We start from the raw sequence: 16,768 nt of genomic DNA, 5'->3' as shown, positions 1-16,768 counted from the left end.
AAATCTCCAGATACTGTTTTTTTTCGGCTTAGTTTGAAGTTGAATTTGAAGTGATGTTTACTTTTACGCCATCATTCAAAAGCGACATGCCTTTTATTACGATTTCATCTCCGGCTTTAAGGCCTTTTGCAATTTCTGTTTTGTTATCGACAGTAAGTCCTGCTGTTACAGGAACAAGTTTTACAGTTGAGCGTTTGTCTGAATGAGGTTCAACTACGAAAACGTAATTTGTTGAATCGCGTGTTACAACTGCTGTCGAAGGAATTACGATTGCGTCTTTTACAGATTCGGTTACGAGTCTTACACGGCCGTACATTCCGACTTTTACGCGGCTGTCTTTTTTGTCAAAGTGAAGTTTTACGCCCATTGTACGTGTTGTTGTGTCGAGAACTGGGCTGATTTCAAAAACGGTTGCAGGAAATAGAACGTTTGGATAAGCGTCGAAAGTTACAGTCGCCTTCTGTTTGTCAGAAATTCTGCTGATAAAGCGTTCTGCAATGTTGATTTTGATTTCTAGGTCGTCAGTGCGCGCAACATTTGCAATTGGAGAAGACTGACTTACTGTCGAACCGATTGTGGTTGGAATAGAGGTGATTCTTCCTGTAATTGGTGAATGAACCGGACTGTCGTTGTAAACTGCTCCCGCGCGAAGCGGATTTACATACGCGATTACCTGACCTTTATTTACCATGTCGCCAACGTTTACGAGAATATTTGTAATTTTTCCGCCCTGATCCGGCAAAACGGCAACTGAGTTTACAGAACTGATGTCTCCGCCAAACTCAAGATAATCGTCGAGGTTTCCAGCTTCGGTTGTCAAAGTGCTTACTGCAAAAACCTGTTCAGCTTCTGAGTCTGCTTTCGCAGCAACGTCGTTTTTTTTGCCTCCGCAACTGATTGCCAAAGGTAATGTTATTGCAAGAGCACCAATTGTAAAAATCAATTTTTTAAGTTTCATAAGTTTCCTCCAGTTTTAGATATGATATTTATTTTGTTACGGCAGAATTAGATTCGCCTGTTAATTTTACATTCAGAGTATTTTCCAAATCCATGAGGGCGGAAATATACTGATATTTTTGGTTCAATTGACCAAGTTTTGCCTGGTTCAAAGAATTTTCAGAATCGCGCAAGTCCAGAAGTTCTGTAGTTCCGCTGCGGTAAGAGCGTAACTGCATGTCGTAGGCTTTTTGAGCAAGTTGAACTGAACGGTTCATGTTTTCAATTTGCTGTTTTGCCTGATTTAAAGTATCTACAGCTTTACGAACCTGAACTTTTTGATTTTCTTTAAGGCTTTCAACTGCAAGTTCAAGTTGGGCAAGCTGCTGACGGTAATCTTTTACCTGTTGTCTGTTTGAAGACCACGGAAGCATATTTGTAAGGTTCCAGGCAAGCGTTAAGGTTAAACTTCCTGAATCGTACCATTTGTCATTTTTCCCCAAATCGCCTGCAAAACCGAATGCCTTAGCGTTTTTTGCTGCAAGTCCCATAGAAGAACCGTCCGTGTACATTGGTGTCCAGCCATAACTTAATGCAAATGTCGGAATCCAAGTTGAAAGGTCGAGAGCGGTAATTCCCAATTTTGCAGTTTCCATATTTTTCTTCATTGACTGAATCTGAAGGTCGTTGTCTGCGTATTTATTAAGTAAGTCTTTTGTTGTTACATCAATATATTGTGGCTCGATGGAACTTGTAAGCTCAATTTTTGTGCCGACTGGAAGTCCGATTAAAAAAGCAAATGTATCAAACTGCTGGTTTAAAGTCTGTTCAGCAGAATCAACTGACGGTTTTGTATTTTCGTAGTTTACCTGAGTCTGCAAAAGGCTGATTTCTGGAACAAGACCGCTCTTAAAGTTTGCTTCCGCCTGAATCATTCTCTGGCGTGCATTTTCAAGAGTCGTTTTTTGAATTTTCAAACTTTCCTGCTGAAGAAGAAGTCCATAATAAATTTTTTTGATATTTATAAGTGTTTCATTCTGGCTTTTTTCCCAGCTTATTTTTCCAGCCTCGTAATTTGCCTTTGCAATTTGAATTTTTGCAATATAGGCAGGCGTAAAATTCCAGCTTACAGAAGCGCCTCCTATGACATCCCATCGAGACTCTTCATCTGGATAATCGGTGATTCCATATTGGGCATAAGAAGGGCTGATTTCATTTGAGCGTTTCATTGTTCCATTTAAGGAAACATCTGGCAAAAAAACGTTCCAGCTTACGTTCGAAGCGCGTTTTTTCATTTCTAAATCAATGTCGTTACTTTTTAAGGTGCGGCTGTTTTTTAATGCGTATTCAATAGCCTGGTCTATCGTTAGAGTAACGGTTTCTGTTTTTTCTTTTTGCTCCTGGGCAAATCCAGCAGAAATAAAAAGAGTTAAACTGAATGCAACAAGTAATTTTTTCATTTTGTTTCTTTACCTCCAATATTTTTTACTTTTATTTTAGGACTGTTAAAAATCAATATCCTGGTGTGGTTTCAATTTTTTAGTCCAAATTTCAGTTCCTTAGTTTAAAATTTTGCTCCGTACATTAAAAAATCAAACATATAATTTAAGGATTGGTTAGTTTCTTCGTCCGAAAATTTATGTTTTATTTTTAAAATTGTAAGCGAAATAGGCAAAAGTCCTGACCAAATCGTAATATGTTCTGGACGAACCGAAAATCCAAGATCAACTTTTTGGGCAATTTCGGTCATTCTCGTTTCCCAGACATTATTCGGCCCTAAAAATTCTTTTTCGTCGTTGACAGAGTTTTCTGCTCCATTTTGCAAAAGCCAGCCACAAAGTGACAAAATCGAAGGTCGAGCAGAAAAATATGAAATTTCGGTTTTCATATTGATATAGATGAATTCCGTGTAAGTTTTTGCTTCGGCGCAGTTTTCTTCGCAAATTGTTCCTAAGAGCGAAAGTTCCTTTGCAACTAGATGAAGAAGCATTTTGTTTTTGTTTTCAAAATAAAAATACAGGCTGCTTTTTGCTATGTTGAGTTCGTCGGCAATATGTTCGACTGTAACGTTATTTATTCCATATTTTGTAATTACAATTGAAAAAGCGGTAAAAATCTTGTCTTCTTCCGGCAAATCTTCTTTGTTAATTTTGCAAATCTCGTTGAGTTGTGCAAAACGCTCTTTTGAAATTTTTGAAGTTTGGCTAGATTCTCCGATTGTGCCGACAATTCCTTTTTGAATAAAAATGACCATTTTTTTTGAAAAATTGCCGACTGGATCTATTTTTTCTCCATATACAATTGCTTTTTCGCGCAGTTTAATAAAATATAAAATCGTAACTGCGCAAAAATAAATGCGTGAATACCTTGCTGGCTTGTTTTCTTGATAAAATTTGTCAAAATCGTTTGGCAGGCCTTTTGAACGAAGTTCAGCGCAAACTTTTTTTTCAAAATCGTTTACTTGTGCGTGAAGAGTTATAAAGTAGTTGATGTATTGAGAGTTTTCCGCAAAAAAACTGATGATTTTTATAATTTGTTCATTTAAGGCTTTTGAATCAAGATTTTTGTTTTGAATTTTCGAAAGTTGAGCGTAGAGAATATCAAAAAACTGTTCCCTCATATTTTCTACAACAGCGTCTTTGTTTTTAAAATGACGATAAATTGCCGTTTTTGAAATCCCGACTTTTGCTGCCAGTTGGCTCATCGAAAAATCCTTAAAACACGGATGTTTATAAAAAGAGAAGGCTGCGTCTAAAATAAGTTGTTTTGTTGAAGTTTTTTGAGTCACGACATCTTCCTTGTTAAAAAAAGGTTACCGAACAGTCGGTAACTAGAATATATCGAACAAACGGTAACTTTTCAAGGTTATAATTAAATTTTATGAGAAGAATCAGAGTTCTGGCAGGTCGGAAAAATTAAATTGAATATGAACCTTTTTTTTTGTAAAATAAAAAAACTATGGAATTTACACAAGAATCTATCGACGCCCTCGTTGTCAACGAAGTGGACATTATGAAAAAAATCGCGGAAGAACTTAATATCCGTGTAAGTCAGGTTAGTGCCGTTATAAGTTTGATTAACGAAGACTGTACAATTGCCTTTATTTCGCGTTATCGCAAGGACAAAACTGACAATCTTAACGAAGTTGAAGTTGCTGAATGTGATCACAAGTTTAAATCATATAAAAATCTTGAAGAACGCCGTCTGGAAATTGTCCGTGGAATTTTTGGTCAGGGAAAATTAACCGAAAGTCTTTACAATGCCGTTATGGGCGCAAAAACTTTGACAGAACTTGAAGATTTGTGGGCTCCTTTCAAGAAAAAGAAGAAGACCCGCGGAATGGCTGCAATCGAAAAAGGTCTTGAACCATTGGCAGATTTTATGGAAGGTCAGAACGATGATGCCGCAGTCGAAGCCGAAGCGCAGAAATTCATCAAGACTGATAACGAAGACTCCGCTTTGAATGTTGAATCGTTTATGGATGCGATTGCCGGAGCGCAAGATATTATTGCCGAAAGAACTTCTCAAAATCCTCAGAACCGCTCGGACGTTCACGATCTTTACATGGCAGAAGGTACAATCGAAACAAAAGGAATTGTTTCTGAAGGAGTTGATGCCGAAACTGCGGAAAAAACCTCTACTTATAAGATGTACTGGGATTATTCTGAAAGTTTGAATCAGGTTAAGCCACACAGAATTCTTGCAATGAACCGTGCAGAACGCGAAGGCGCGCTTTCTGTAAATATCAATGTGCCGGTTGACGGCGCAATCGCTCTTTTACAGAAAAAAGCAAAACCTTCTAATAAATACCACAATGATGCGATTGAAGATGGACTTGTTCGTCTTCTTTCTCCTGCCGTAGTCCGCGAAATTCGCAGCAACGAAACAGACGAAGCTGACGACCACGGAATTGAACTTTTCTCAGAAAACTTAAAAAACCTTCTTATGACACAGCCAATCAAGGGAAGCCGCGTTCTTGGCGTTGACCCTGGCTACAGAAACGGAACAAAATGCGCTGCTCTCGACGAAACTGGAAAATTCCTCGGATTTTTCAAAATTTTCCAGGAACAGAATCCACAGGACGCTTACGAGCAAATTAACAATGCAATCGACAAATACGACATTCAGGTAATTGCAGTTGGTAACGGAACCGGTTCTCAGGAAGTGCAGGCGATTGTTTCAAAAGTTCTTTCTGAAAACTATTCTGATTCTGACGTAAAATACACTGTTGTTGATGAAAGCGGAGCTTCTGTTTATTCTGCTTCTCCTGTTGCAACAGAAGAATTCCCAGAACTTGATGTTATGGTTCGTGGTGCAATTTCGATGGGCCGCCGTCTTCAGGATCCTCTTGCCGAACTTGTAAAAATCGACCCGAAAGCAATTGGCGTTGGTCTTTATCAGCACGACGTAAATCAGAAAAAACTTGCCGAACAGCTTGATGAAGTAGTTTCGTCAGTTGTAAACAATGTTGGCGTTAATCTGAACACTGCCTCTTATATGCTTTTAAAATATGTTTCTGGAATCAACCTTTCAACGGCAAAAAAAATCGTTGCTTATCGCGACGCAAACGGAAAAATCAAGAGCCGCGAAGAACTCAAAAAAGTTCCTGGAATTGGGCCAAAGGCTTTTGAACAGTGCGCCGGCTTCTTAAAAATTGCAGAAAGTTCAGATCCGCTCGATAATACTTGGGTTCACCCGGAAAACTACGAAGTTGCCCGCGAAGTATTGTCTTACGTTCAGCAGAAAAAGGCAGTTCCGGCAGATGTAAAAAAATCTCTCTGCGAAAAATACAGCGTCGGCGAAACAACTTTGAACGATATAATAGACGAACTTGGAAAACCAAACCGCGACCCTCGCGACGGCTATCCAGCTCCAATCATGCAGAAAGGCGTTGTAAATTTTGAAGATTTGACCGTCGGAATGAAAGTTACTGGAAAAATCAAAAACGTTGTTGACTTTGGTGCATTTGTTGATATTGGCTTGCACGAAACCGCTTTGATTCACGTTTCTGAATTGAGCGACAACTTTGTTTCTGATCCAATGGACGTTGTAAAAGTTGGCGATGTAAAAGAATTTACGATTATCGACCTGGACAAAGACCGCAAGCGCATTTCTCTTTCGCTAAAGAGCGATGCTCACACTCGTCTTGGTCAGACAAATGAAGGTAAAAAGCCAAAGTCTGTGGACGGAAGCGCTCCAAGACGTAAGGTTGTAGTTGTTAAAAAAGGTGGCGAAAAACCTCGCGAAGCTGCATTTGCGGGTTCTAAGCGTTCGAACGCAAATCGCGGAAGCGACGACGGTCTGTCATACAATCCGTTTGCAGCGTTCTTTAATAATCAGAAATAATCTAAAAAGCGTTATTTTATAGAAAAATAACACTGAATTATTGGATTTTGCCATTTTTGCTTTATACTTTTGGTATGAAACAGAAATGGCAATTTTTTTTAGTCCTTAGCGGACTTTTTGCAGGTTTTAATTTTTTCTCATGCGACTTGGAAACTCCCGAAAGAATTTCCATAAAGACGAGTGGAACAAATTACGAATTCCCGCTTGGAAGTGGCTCTTTTTTGATTCGCGACAAGATGAGTGCAAGTGAGTTACGCAAGAATTTTAGCGGAAATCTTTCAGAAGGCTCGGAAGAAATTAAAGTTTACGATTATAATCCGACTCAATGCGACGACGCTGTGCTTCAATATTTAATAAAATATCCGATAAAAGAAGTATCGCTTGGGCTTTCTGCAGACGGCACAAACGATATGAATTTTTTGACAAAGATTGAAATTTCAAATTTGAACGAAAATATCGGCCGAGTCCTAAAGATTGAAGAAAAATCTTATCCAATTATAGAAACTGGCAAGGATTCGGTAATTCCAGAAAATAAGGGAATCCCTTTTAATATTACAGCTCCGACTTTTTCAAGAATTAAACTTTCTGCAGGAAATTTTAAAATTTCTGTAAAACCAGAAGGAACAGTTTCTGAAGATTTTGAATTGAACGCAAGAGTAATTTTGTGTGACGGAAGCGGAAAAGAAATTGCTTCGAGCGAAGAGCGAAACCTTGCTTCTGGGACAGGAAATTCTCCTCTTGTGCTCGATTTGAGCGGAAAAATTCTGCAACCGGAAATGAGATTTAAACTTTCTGGAACAGTGAAGGGCGGAACGGCAGGTACTGTTCACCGTTTTAAGGTTTCTATGCAGGCAGATTCTTTCAAGATAAAGCAGGTTACTGGTTTAACCATGACTGCCGAAGAAATTGGAGATCTGGACAGTAATCCGGAAACTCCTGACGGTTGTGTTTCTTTTGAGAGCGACTTTGATTTTAGTGGCGTAAACGATTATTTAATCAGTGCCGAACTAGAATCTGGAAAATTGAACGTGTTTAGTACAATTCCAGAAGGATGGAGCGGAATTACTGCCGGCATTGAAAAAATAAATGTTTCGCAGGGAGATGGTTTTAAGGTTTCTGAAAATGAATTTTCTGACGAAACTCTATCTGCCGAAGAAGCTGCAAAATATCTTTTCAATAAAACGGCAGTTCTCAAAAATCAGACTATTAAACCTTCCAAGGTTGCAGGAAACGTCAAGGTAAGCGGACAGATTTCCGTCAGTTTTGAAAATGCGACTCTTGTTTTTGATGAAGCAACTGCCAATCCGGAAGTAGAAATCGGTGGTTCTTGTAAGATTGATAGAATAAAAAGCCTTAAAGTCAATATTTCCGCTTTGAGCGAGGCTTCAGATTTGACTGGCGAAGTTGACACTGGCTTGAATTTCTCTAATTTGTTAAAGGATAATCTTGGAGATGCGAGCGACCTTATAAAAAATATTCAGTTTTCCGGAGTTGAAGGCTATGTTTTTGCGATTCAGCCGGGAATTGAGGTTTTTAAAGGAGTCAATTATTCAAACTGTAAACTGGAAGCTATTTACGAAACAGGCGGAATTAGTAAACCTTCTGAGCTTGTAAACGGCAGTCTTGGTCTTAAAGAAACTCAAATTGATTTGGATGCGCTTGCCGACAAAGATTATATGATTACAGATTCTTCGATTCTTTCTCCAGAAAACTATTCTGTAAAGACTGAAGATTCTGCGGTTTGCAATCTTTTGAACGATATGCCGGACAACTTAAAAATCAAATACGAATTAAGCGGTTTTTCAAATGCGACAAATGAACTCGAATTAACTGGCGAAGATTTTGAAAAGTTGACTGAATTAAAGTCGGTTCAGATTTTTATTCTTCTTAAAGTTCCGCTACAGTTTACTTTGACAGACAAGTTTGATTTTCCACTTGATTCGCATGAAGCAGACGAATATGTGACGGTTTCCGATGTCCGCAGTCTTATAAATACAATAAACGGCAATGGCGATACCTTTAACGAAAATGAAGACCTCTTAAAACGCGACAGTCAAGAAGATTTTAAGGATGTCAAAAAATATTTTGACCTTGTAGATTCGGTTTCGATTTATTACAAGGCAACAAATTCTACTCAACTCGAAATTTCGGGAAGTGTAAAAGACGACGGTAATCTTATAGAAGAAAAAACTCTTTCGTTTGAACCAAGTGCTGACTTTAAAAAACTTGGACTGACTGGCGAAGAGATAAAAAATGTTTTTGACAATTATCCTTTTACTCCAAAAATCCAAGTAAAAATAAAGGCTGACGGACAGTTAATAGAAATTCCTCGCAATGCGGAGTTTGGAATGTCAGGATATGTTCAAATAAAACTTAACGGACAGGTTGAAATCTGGAACAAAAACGAAAAGGAGGAAAACTAAAATGAAAAAACTACTTATTTGTTTTTTAACTTTTATTTGCGCTTCTTTTTCGTTTGCAGAATTGAAACGTTACGACCGAAAGTTTGAATTTGGAATTGCAACAGAAGCTGGAGCGTCTAACAATTTTATCCGCTTAACGGATTTGCTTGTAAAAGACCTTGTTATTGACCTGGATGAAGTTTCAAATGAACTTTCCGAGGACGGTTTTATAATAGATTTTAATGCCAGTGTAAAAAACTGGTTTGCGCTTAATTTTAACGAAAAGTTCAGACTCAATTTTTTCTGGGGAATTGACGGCTCAGGATATACTGGCATTTCAAAAAACTTTTTTGATCTTTTTTGCAAAGGCTTTGAAGTAAATTCAAGCGAAACGATTGATATAAAGATTTTTAGCGATGTTTACGTTCAAACTGGAGCAACATTTAAGACAAAGATAAAAGATTACGGAGTTCATTTTACACCGACAATCTTTGCTCCTGTAATTCATGTTACGGAAACAAAGGGAACTGCAAAATACTCGTCGAACGAAGACGGTTTAATGCGCGCAGAAGCAGATTTGCCGTTAAATGTTTATTCAGTAATTGATTTGGAAGGAATTGGCGATAGAACAATAGATTCTGCGTTTATTCAGGAAACTCTTTCTGAACTTGTAAAAAGCGCTGGTTTTGACTTTTCGGGCGAAATTGAAAGATCGTTTGGAAAAAAACTTGACCTTGGACTTTTTACAAGAATACCAGTTGTTCCAGGACGTTTAAAATACAAGGCTTATAAACGTTTCTGGGGAGTTTTTGAACAGCAGAATGCCTTTGGTATTTTTAACGAAACAAATTCTTATACAAAGGATTATGGAGAAGATGATACCGTTTATAGCAAGGAAACAAAAACAGTACATAGACCGTTCATTCTCGGTCTGGAAGCTACCTGGAGACCGTTTGGAACGTGGTGCGAAATTTGTCCGAAAGTTGATCTTGCGGTGCGAAATCCTTATTCAAGCGATTGCATGGTTTACGGTGAATACAATTTATCCGCAGATTTTAGATTGCTTAACGTTGTCGGCTTAAAATTTGCAACAGCATACGAAAATCTTATTTTTAAACATTCGATGGGCTTTATGATAAATGCCCATGTTCTTGAAATCGACGCTGGAGTTCAAACTCGTGGCGCAGATTTTTCAAGAAGTTTCGGCGTAACAGGTTTTGCCGCCTACGTTGGATTAAAAGCAGGATTTTAATTTTAATGATACCGGTGTGCCCAGGCACGTGGGCTCATGCCGGTATTTTTTTTGAATACGGAACTAAAATAATTTTGATTCTGAAAACCAAGGCGCGAAGCAATTTCTGCAAGTTTTATAGATTCAACTTGCAGAAGATTTTTCGCCTGTTCAATTTTTAATTTTTCGTGCAATGTTTGAATTGTAAAGCCTGTCAATTCCTTTGCTCTGCGCACAAGATGAGATTTACTTACCATAAGTTCATCTGCCATTTTGTCGAGATTTGTCATTTCACTTAGATGTTCCACCAGATAATTTGTAATTTGCCGGACAGTAATTCCATTTCGATTTTCCTGTGAATTTTCGGATTTTAAATGCAAAATTCCGACAAGCTGATCGCTAGAAAGTAACATTGAACGCTCTTTTGTGCGACCTTCTTTTAAGTAAACTGAATGAAGTGCATTGCTCAAAAGCATTCGTACAGTGTCGTAGACAGAAATGTTTTGAGTACCAATTTCCAAAAAAGCATAGCCAAAATATCTGTCAGCGTGATAAAGAATTTCGAGCATAAGATTGTAGCGTCTGCCGTGCGGAAAAAAAGTTTTTGGAATACAGGCCGGGTCATAAACCTTAAAGGGCAGTTTTTCCTTTATGTCGAGAGGCGGTTCCGGCAAAATCAATTCGATGTTTGAAGAAGTCAAATCAATCGTCATATTGTCGGAAAGACAGAGCACAATTCCTGGAATTTCCATTTCTGAAAGCTGGTAGCGCAAAACATCCTGAATTTGTTTTCCAGTCGTTGCGCTTGCAAAATTCATGGCAATTTGAGACAAATTGTTCATTAAATAAGAATTTTCTCGGGTTGAGAGCGTATCGTATTCAATAAAAACAGAAACAAGAGAACGCAGTTGATGAAAAATATTTTCTATATGAGAAAACTGTTTGTCGTTGTCTTTTACCATTGGAAGAATGATTTTACGCAGGCTTGTAATATTTTGCTGGAGTTCGCTGTTTACAAGAACAGAATCTTTTCGGATATTTTGCAAGAGATTTTGAAACCATCGCAATATTGAGCTTGGATTTTTTTGTTCGTAAATATCATCAAAAATGGCATCAATAAGATTTTTAATTTCTATTTCTGGACGTCCTGAAAAAATATTTCGTGTTAATCTAAAAAGATAATTTCTAACTTCTTCTTCGGACAGATTTGCACCAGGCATAGAGTTTGATGTGTTTATTTTTTCTCCAGCATCTTCAATGCTTTGTTCAAAACAACCGCACGACTGGCGGATAAGGAGTGTTGTAGGAACAAGTCGTGTTTTGAATTTTTCTTCCGGAGACATAATTCTGTCGATTAAAAGTTCAACAGCAGCATAACCACGTTTAAAATATTCAAGATCCATCGTTGTAACTGGAGAACGTGCGGTAATTCCATTGTACTGGTTGTTAAAGCCTGTTACGGCAACATCTTTTGGAACGCAGATATTCTGTTTGTCTAGTTCTTCGATTACAGTGGCTGCAATAATGTCTGAAGATGTTATAATACAGTCGATTTCTGAGTGGTCTTTTAAATTGTAAGCAGAACAAAGTTTGTTGACTGCCATGGCAATGTCGATAGAATCCATCGTTTTTGTCATATAAATTGAATCAGGCAGTTCGGAAATTCCATATTTTTTAAGTTCGTTTTGAAAAGCATTCAGACGGCGGATATGTGGTTCTGAGATTTTTGAACCAATAAAGACAAAACGCTTGTAATCGTGCTTGTTTATAAGATGATCCATTATCAGCGCTATTGAAGAATTGTTGTCTATACGGATGCACGGAATTCCCTCAATGTCAAGATAACCGATGTCTACCATTGGAAGCGGTTTTAAAGCATTAAAAGTTTGAACTATGGTTTTTGTGTCTAAAAAAGAGCAGAGAGAAGAAGTCCAGGTTACAAGTCCGTCAACGAGAGGAGCTTTCATAAAACGGAAATTTTTCAGATAGTGCGAAATAAAATCAATGTCGTCAAAAAGCGAATATTTGATTGCTCCTGCAAAGTTGATGAAATTCAAGTCGTAATCAGAGGTGGCTTTCATCATACCGGCAATGTATTCTTGACCGATAAATGAACGGAAATCGGCAATACCTGTAAAACCGACAGTAACGCGGTTTCCCTGATTTTTGCGTTGAGTTAAAAAAGCACGGCGTTTTGCAATTCCTTGGTTCATAGTCTTTCTATTATAACACTACAATGAGAATTTTTTATAGAAAAATCTACAAAATAATGAACTAAATTTTTGCCAAAAACTAATTTAATCCCATAAAAAACGGAAGAATTATTACGGAAAGAACTCCGCAAACAGCAATGCTCAAGCCGCTCATTGCGCCTTCAACATCGCCCATTTCCAGAGCTTTTGAAGTTCCCATTGCGTGTCCACAAGTTCCGCAGGCAACACCACGGGCTACCGGTTCTGCGATTTTAAAAAGGCGACAGAGAATTAGGGCAAAAGTGTTACAGAAAATTCCTGCAACACTAACCATCATAATTGTAAGGGCTGCAAGTCCACCGTTTTGTTCAGTGATTGCAATTGCGATTGGCGTGGTAATTGATTTTGGAAGAAGAGAAACGTATTCTTCGTGCCCGATTTTAAAAATAAGACAAACTCCAAGAACAAAAAAAGCGTTGGAAATAATTCCACTCACGATTCCAAGCACGATTGCAAGCGCATTTTCGCGAAGTTTTTGGAATTGGCGGTAAAGAGGAATTGCGAGCGCAACCGTTACTGGCGTCATAAGATAATACAAAAAATCGGCGCTTTTTAAGTACTCGGAATAAGGAACCTTAAAAATAATTAAAACAGCGATTACAATTGCGCTGGAAACAAAAAGCGGCGAAAAAAGAACAAAGCGTGTTTTTTTGTAAAGCCAGGTTGCTGCCAAAAAACTTATAAGCGTTATTGAAAATCCAAAAGAAACGGAATTTGTTAAAAAAGTTGAAATATGTTCCATTTTTTAATCCTTATTGTTTGTCATAGAATTTGACGGTTGAGATTCTGCATTGCCGGAAGTTTTTTTATAATTTCGGGAACGCACAAGTTTTGCAAAAAATTGAGTTACGTGACCGACAATAAAAAAAATAAAAGTCGTACCGAGCAAAGTTATAATTAAAATAGGAAGCCAGTGTTTTTGAATAATTGGCCAGGCAACGATTAAACCAACGGTTGAAGGAATAAAAAGAAGAGGCATAATTTCCAAAAGAAAATCAGAAAAAACTTCGACTTCCTGCAACGGCATAATTTTAAATTTTAACGCGCAGAACATGAGCACAAGACCGTAAATCGAAGCCGGAACAGGCAGCGGAATGATTTTGTGCAAAACCTCGCCAATAAAGCAGATTGTTACAAAAATTGCAAATTGTTTAACGAATTTCATAAAGCTAACTCAAAAAAATGAATATTAAGAAAAGTTATAGCAAAAAAGCTGTTAATTTAACATAAAAAACTTAAAAATATTTTGTTTTAAGAGACCGGAGCGCAATTTCCTAACAAACCCGCTTTCCACAGTTCCGCTATACGCTGCATTCGGCAAAGCCGAACGCCTCCGGCGCTGTTCCAATCGGGGCTAGGGGGGCTGTAACGTTTACAAAAAATACAGTTATAAGAATCAGAAAAATTTTACAGGTAATTTAATTTCTGAAAAACTTAAAACCAGACACTGTCTAAAAAATTCATCAAAAATAAATAAGATAACAATATATGCGAGCAAAGAAAGTAAAATGACACATAAAAATTTGATTCCGATTGTTTTGAAGTTTAGATCGCAGGAAAACTGAAAACTTGCAAATAGTAAAATATAAAAAACAAAAAAAATCAAAAATTTATCTTTTACTAAAGCGATTGAAACTAATGTAATTGCCGTAAGCAGAATAGAAACAAGCTTGTTTATTCCGTTTGCTGACACAAGAGAAAATACTATTTTGTATAGAAGATAAAAAGCAAAAATACAGACGATTATAAAAATTGTAAGATTTGAAATTTCTTCAATTTCTGACAATTTCCCGAAAAAGCCGATTTTAAATGAACTAAAATCATATTGTGTAAGAAAAGCATTTTTTTCTTTAAAATTTAAAAATTCTGGACGAAGGTAAAAAATCAAACCGCAAGAAAAAGCTATGTCAAAAATAACATCAAAAATATTTAATAATTTGCGAAGAATTTTTGGTCCTTTTGCTTTTAATTGTGCATTTCTTTTTTCAGCCGCTTCCTTTCTGTTTCGAAGTTTTTCCGCTTTTTTCTTATCTTTTTCTTCTTTTTTTAATTGTTTTAATCTGATTTTTTCCAGTTTTTTTTCTAAATTGTTTTTTTGATGTTCTTTTTTTTGTAAAATAATTTTTTCAAAAAAAGTTTTAATCTTCAATTTAAAATTAACAATAACTTTTTTTATAGATGAGCCAAATTTAAAAAAAATGATTTGATATTTATCTACACAATAGAAAAAAAATTTTCTGATTTTTTCAAAAAAAGACTTCATACTTCCCCCTTTAAAAATAAAATTATTTGCAAATGTATGTTGCAACAGTCTGATAAGAACCTGTTTTTGCAGAAGAAACGCCTATATTAAGTTGAGAAATATTTGTTGGAACAGTAAAGTCCAAAGAAAATGTTCCGCCATCATTTTCCTGCATTTGCGAAAAATTTTTACCACAGATCACCGCTGCAAAATTTTTGCTTGGACAATTAATTTCAAAATGATAGGTTTCACATTTTTTTAAGGGCATTTTAATCGGACAAATTACTTTTGCATCAAAATAATTCTGATAAATTCGAGGATAACGAATTTGACTTCCAGCTTGGGCATTCACAAAAAATTCTGCACATCCAAGGCCTTGTCTTTCTGTCTTTTTATAATAAAAAATCTGGATTTGATATTTTCCTGCTTCTGGAAATTGAATCACGGTATCAGAAAGATTTTCATCTGTTTGTGTAAAAGTTGCGTTTTCAATTCTCTTGTTTTTTTCTGTCTGAACTACTGAAAAATCTAAGTAATAGTTCGCTTTTGTTTCATATTCAAATTGAATCGAATTTAAGACATGATTTGTTTTTTGGGGTAATTCACCATTTTTAATTACGAAATTTTCAGCAACTTCAAAAAATTTGGGCTGAAAGTCTGCAAGTTTTAAAAACTCGGTATTTGAAACAGGCTCTTTTAAAAGCTGTTGTTGTTGTCTTTCTGGCAGATGTGTAAAAATAAAATGTTCTGGTTTTATAAAAAGCCAATCAGTTGTATATTTTTGGACGGATTTTTTTCCGTTCATGTAACCAGAATCCCAAGTGCTATCGATAAAATAATAGGCATTTTCAATTTTCACCATATTCCATGCATGGTTTGAATCCATATTGTTTTCTGCCATAAGGGAAGTGCCTACTCCGCGTGCATAGCCGGAAACCTTTGAATTTTTAAAATTTAAAGTGTCCAAAAATTTCTTCAAAAGATTTGAATATCCCTCACAAACTGCATAGCCGGTTTTTAAAACATTTTCATAATTTTGAGGCGGAACTGTTTCTGCCCAAAAATTCTTAGCATCATATTTTACATTTAAAGCAACGAGGTCATGTGCAATCTTCACTTTTTCAAAATCATCTGTAGAATTTGAATTTATAAATTCGCAACATTTATTTACGTATTCTGCCGGATTAGAAATTTTTAACTTTGCAATGTTTGTAGGAATTTTCTTTGCCATAGGATGCGGCGTATCTGTTCTAAAGGAATAAGCTTTTTCGTAATCTTCTGGAATTTTATACATTGTTGAAGAAACTTTTTTAATTTTTTGAGTTTCATTATTTTGAATGTTGGAATTTTGACTCTCGAAAAGAGAAGAAATTGCTTCTTGTAAAGAATCAATAGTTGTACAAGAAGAAATAATAAAACTTAATATTACGCAAAAGGTTGTAAAAAGGAATTTTAATTTAGATTTCACAAAAATATTTTAGCATAAATTCTTAGAAAATCAATTTAATAGGTAATAAATATTACTTTTTAAAGAGTTCTAAAAAACGAAAATGTCTGCATAATTTTTATCTATGAATGCAAACAAAGCTGATGTTGCACAAGTCTTTGCTCAGAATTTAAAAAAGCATAGAAAAAGAGTTGGACTAACACAAAAGCAACTTTCAGAGCGTCTGGAAATTTCTCAAAAACATCTTTCATTTATTGAAACTGGCGTTCAATTCGCTTCTGCGTCATTGATTGACAGAATCTGTCGGGAACTGAACATTTCCTGCGGAGATTTGTTTGCAAGCGAAAGAGACGTTAACATAAAAGAAGTGAATATGATTTGCGCAATGATGCAGAATATTATGTTTCCTCGGCTGACAACGATTGAATCAAAACTTGAGAATATAGAAAAAAAACTGAACAAAGAACAGAATATCTCATTAGAATAGAAAGAAATTTATTTACGCTTATTTGGAACGGAAATCAAAGTTCCGAGAGCAAACTTTTTATAAAAAACTCAAAAATATTTTGTTTTAATAAACCAGAGCACAATTTCCTCACAAACCCGCTTTCCACAGTTCCGCTATACGCTGCATTCGGCAAAGCCGAACGCCTCCGGCGCTGTTCCAATCGGGGCTATGTTTTGTGGCAGGCAATGGAACAGCGGCAATTTGTTGCCGAGCCACCCGTGTTTTTGAATTTAAACTTGACGGAACAGTAGAAGAAGCACTCGCACAGATTGATTCAAAAGGATATTTAATTCCGTATTCTGTTACAAAAGACAAAAACGGCAACGACAAAAAGCTCGTTAAAATAGGTGTAAGTTTTGACAGTGAAAAACGCACTCTTGGCGAATGGAAAATTGTAGAAAATT

At 36.4% G+C, this 16,768-nt stretch carries 13 protein-coding genes; 5 read left to right on the top strand and 8 right to left on the bottom strand.

What is annotated here, in order from left to right; genetic code table 11:
- Positions 1-28: 28 nt before the first annotated feature.
- The 3 genes from ACT6XC_RS04590 to ACT6XC_RS04580 all read right to left on the bottom strand — a co-directional run bounded on the left by ACT6XC_RS04590 (position 29) and on the right by ACT6XC_RS04580 (position 3,724).
- A complete protein-coding gene (locus ACT6XC_RS04590; RefSeq protein ID WP_443740956.1) occupies positions 29-958 on the bottom strand; it encodes an efflux RND transporter periplasmic adaptor subunit in 930 nt (309 codons plus the stop codon).
- Between the two features lie 28 nt (positions 959-986).
- Positions 987-2,396, bottom strand: coding sequence for a TolC family protein (locus ACT6XC_RS04585; protein ID WP_443740955.1), 1,410 nt, complete (start codon positions 2,394-2,396; stop codon positions 987-989).
- A 104-nt stretch (positions 2,397-2,500) separates the two neighbouring features.
- Positions 2,501-3,724: a TetR/AcrR family transcriptional regulator gene (locus tag ACT6XC_RS04580; protein WP_443740954.1), complete on the bottom strand. Its 1,224-nt coding sequence runs from the start codon at positions 3,722-3,724 to the stop codon at positions 2,501-2,503.
- A gap of 170 nt (positions 3,725-3,894) precedes the next feature.
- On the opposite strand from ACT6XC_RS04580, the gene ACT6XC_RS04575 reads away from it, so the two are divergent.
- The 3 genes from ACT6XC_RS04575 (at position 3,895) to ACT6XC_RS04565 (ending at position 9,936) form a co-directional block, all read left to right on the top strand.
- On the top strand, positions 3,895-6,282 hold the full coding sequence (locus tag ACT6XC_RS04575) for a helix-hairpin-helix domain-containing protein (RefSeq protein WP_443740953.1): 2,388 nt from the start codon (positions 3,895-3,897) through the stop codon (positions 6,280-6,282).
- A 74-nt stretch (positions 6,283-6,356) separates the two neighbouring features.
- Positions 6,357-8,705: a hypothetical protein gene (locus ACT6XC_RS04570; protein WP_443740952.1), complete on the top strand. Its 2,349-nt coding sequence runs from the start codon at positions 6,357-6,359 to the stop codon at positions 8,703-8,705.
- Position 8,706: 1 nt separating this feature from the next.
- A complete protein-coding gene (locus ACT6XC_RS04565; RefSeq protein WP_443740951.1) occupies positions 8,707-9,936 on the top strand; it encodes a hypothetical protein in 1,230 nt (409 codons plus the stop codon).
- Positions 9,937-9,938: 2 nt separating this feature from the next.
- On the opposite strand, the gene ACT6XC_RS04560 is transcribed toward ACT6XC_RS04565, so the two are convergent.
- From ACT6XC_RS04560 to ACT6XC_RS04540, 5 genes are all read right to left on the bottom strand, one after another.
- On the bottom strand, positions 9,939-12,128 hold the full coding sequence (locus ACT6XC_RS04560) for a substrate-binding domain-containing protein (RefSeq protein ID WP_443738000.1): 2,190 nt from the start codon (positions 12,126-12,128) through the stop codon (positions 9,939-9,941).
- 79 nt (positions 12,129-12,207) lie between these two features.
- Positions 12,208-12,909, bottom strand: coding sequence for an LrgB family protein (locus ACT6XC_RS04555; RefSeq protein WP_443737999.1), 702 nt, complete (start codon positions 12,907-12,909; stop codon positions 12,208-12,210).
- A gap of 3 nt (positions 12,910-12,912) precedes the next feature.
- Positions 12,913-13,332 (bottom strand): CidA/LrgA family protein, encoded by a 420-nt coding sequence (locus ACT6XC_RS04550; protein ID WP_443740950.1) that lies wholly within the window; start codon positions 13,330-13,332, stop codon positions 12,913-12,915.
- 231 nt (positions 13,333-13,563) lie between these two features.
- Complete coding sequence (locus tag ACT6XC_RS04545) at positions 13,564-14,430, bottom strand: hypothetical protein (protein ID WP_443740949.1); 867 nt, start codon at positions 14,428-14,430, stop codon at positions 13,564-13,566.
- A gap of 22 nt (positions 14,431-14,452) precedes the next feature.
- Positions 14,453-15,877: a transglutaminase domain-containing protein gene (locus tag ACT6XC_RS04540; RefSeq protein ID WP_443740948.1), complete on the bottom strand. Its 1,425-nt coding sequence runs from the start codon at positions 15,875-15,877 to the stop codon at positions 14,453-14,455.
- A 103-nt stretch (positions 15,878-15,980) separates the two neighbouring features.
- On the opposite strand from ACT6XC_RS04540, the gene ACT6XC_RS04535 reads away from it, so the two are divergent.
- Positions 15,981-16,343, top strand: a complete 363-nt coding sequence (locus tag ACT6XC_RS04535; protein ID WP_078930857.1) for a helix-turn-helix domain-containing protein — start codon at positions 15,981-15,983, stop codon at positions 16,341-16,343.
- Positions 16,344-16,539: 196 nt separating this feature from the next.
- Positions 16,540-16,768 (top strand): PD-(D/E)XK nuclease domain-containing protein (locus tag ACT6XC_RS04530; protein ID WP_443740947.1); only part of this gene is annotated, 229 nt, incomplete at its 3' end.

Source organism: Treponema berlinense, from assembly GCF_052273165.1.
Taxonomy (GTDB): domain Bacteria; phylum Spirochaetota; class Spirochaetia; order Treponematales; family Treponemataceae; genus Treponema_D; species Treponema_D berlinense_A.
Note: the sequence above shows the minus strand (reverse complement) of the source record. Positions and strands in the feature narration are given on the sequence as shown.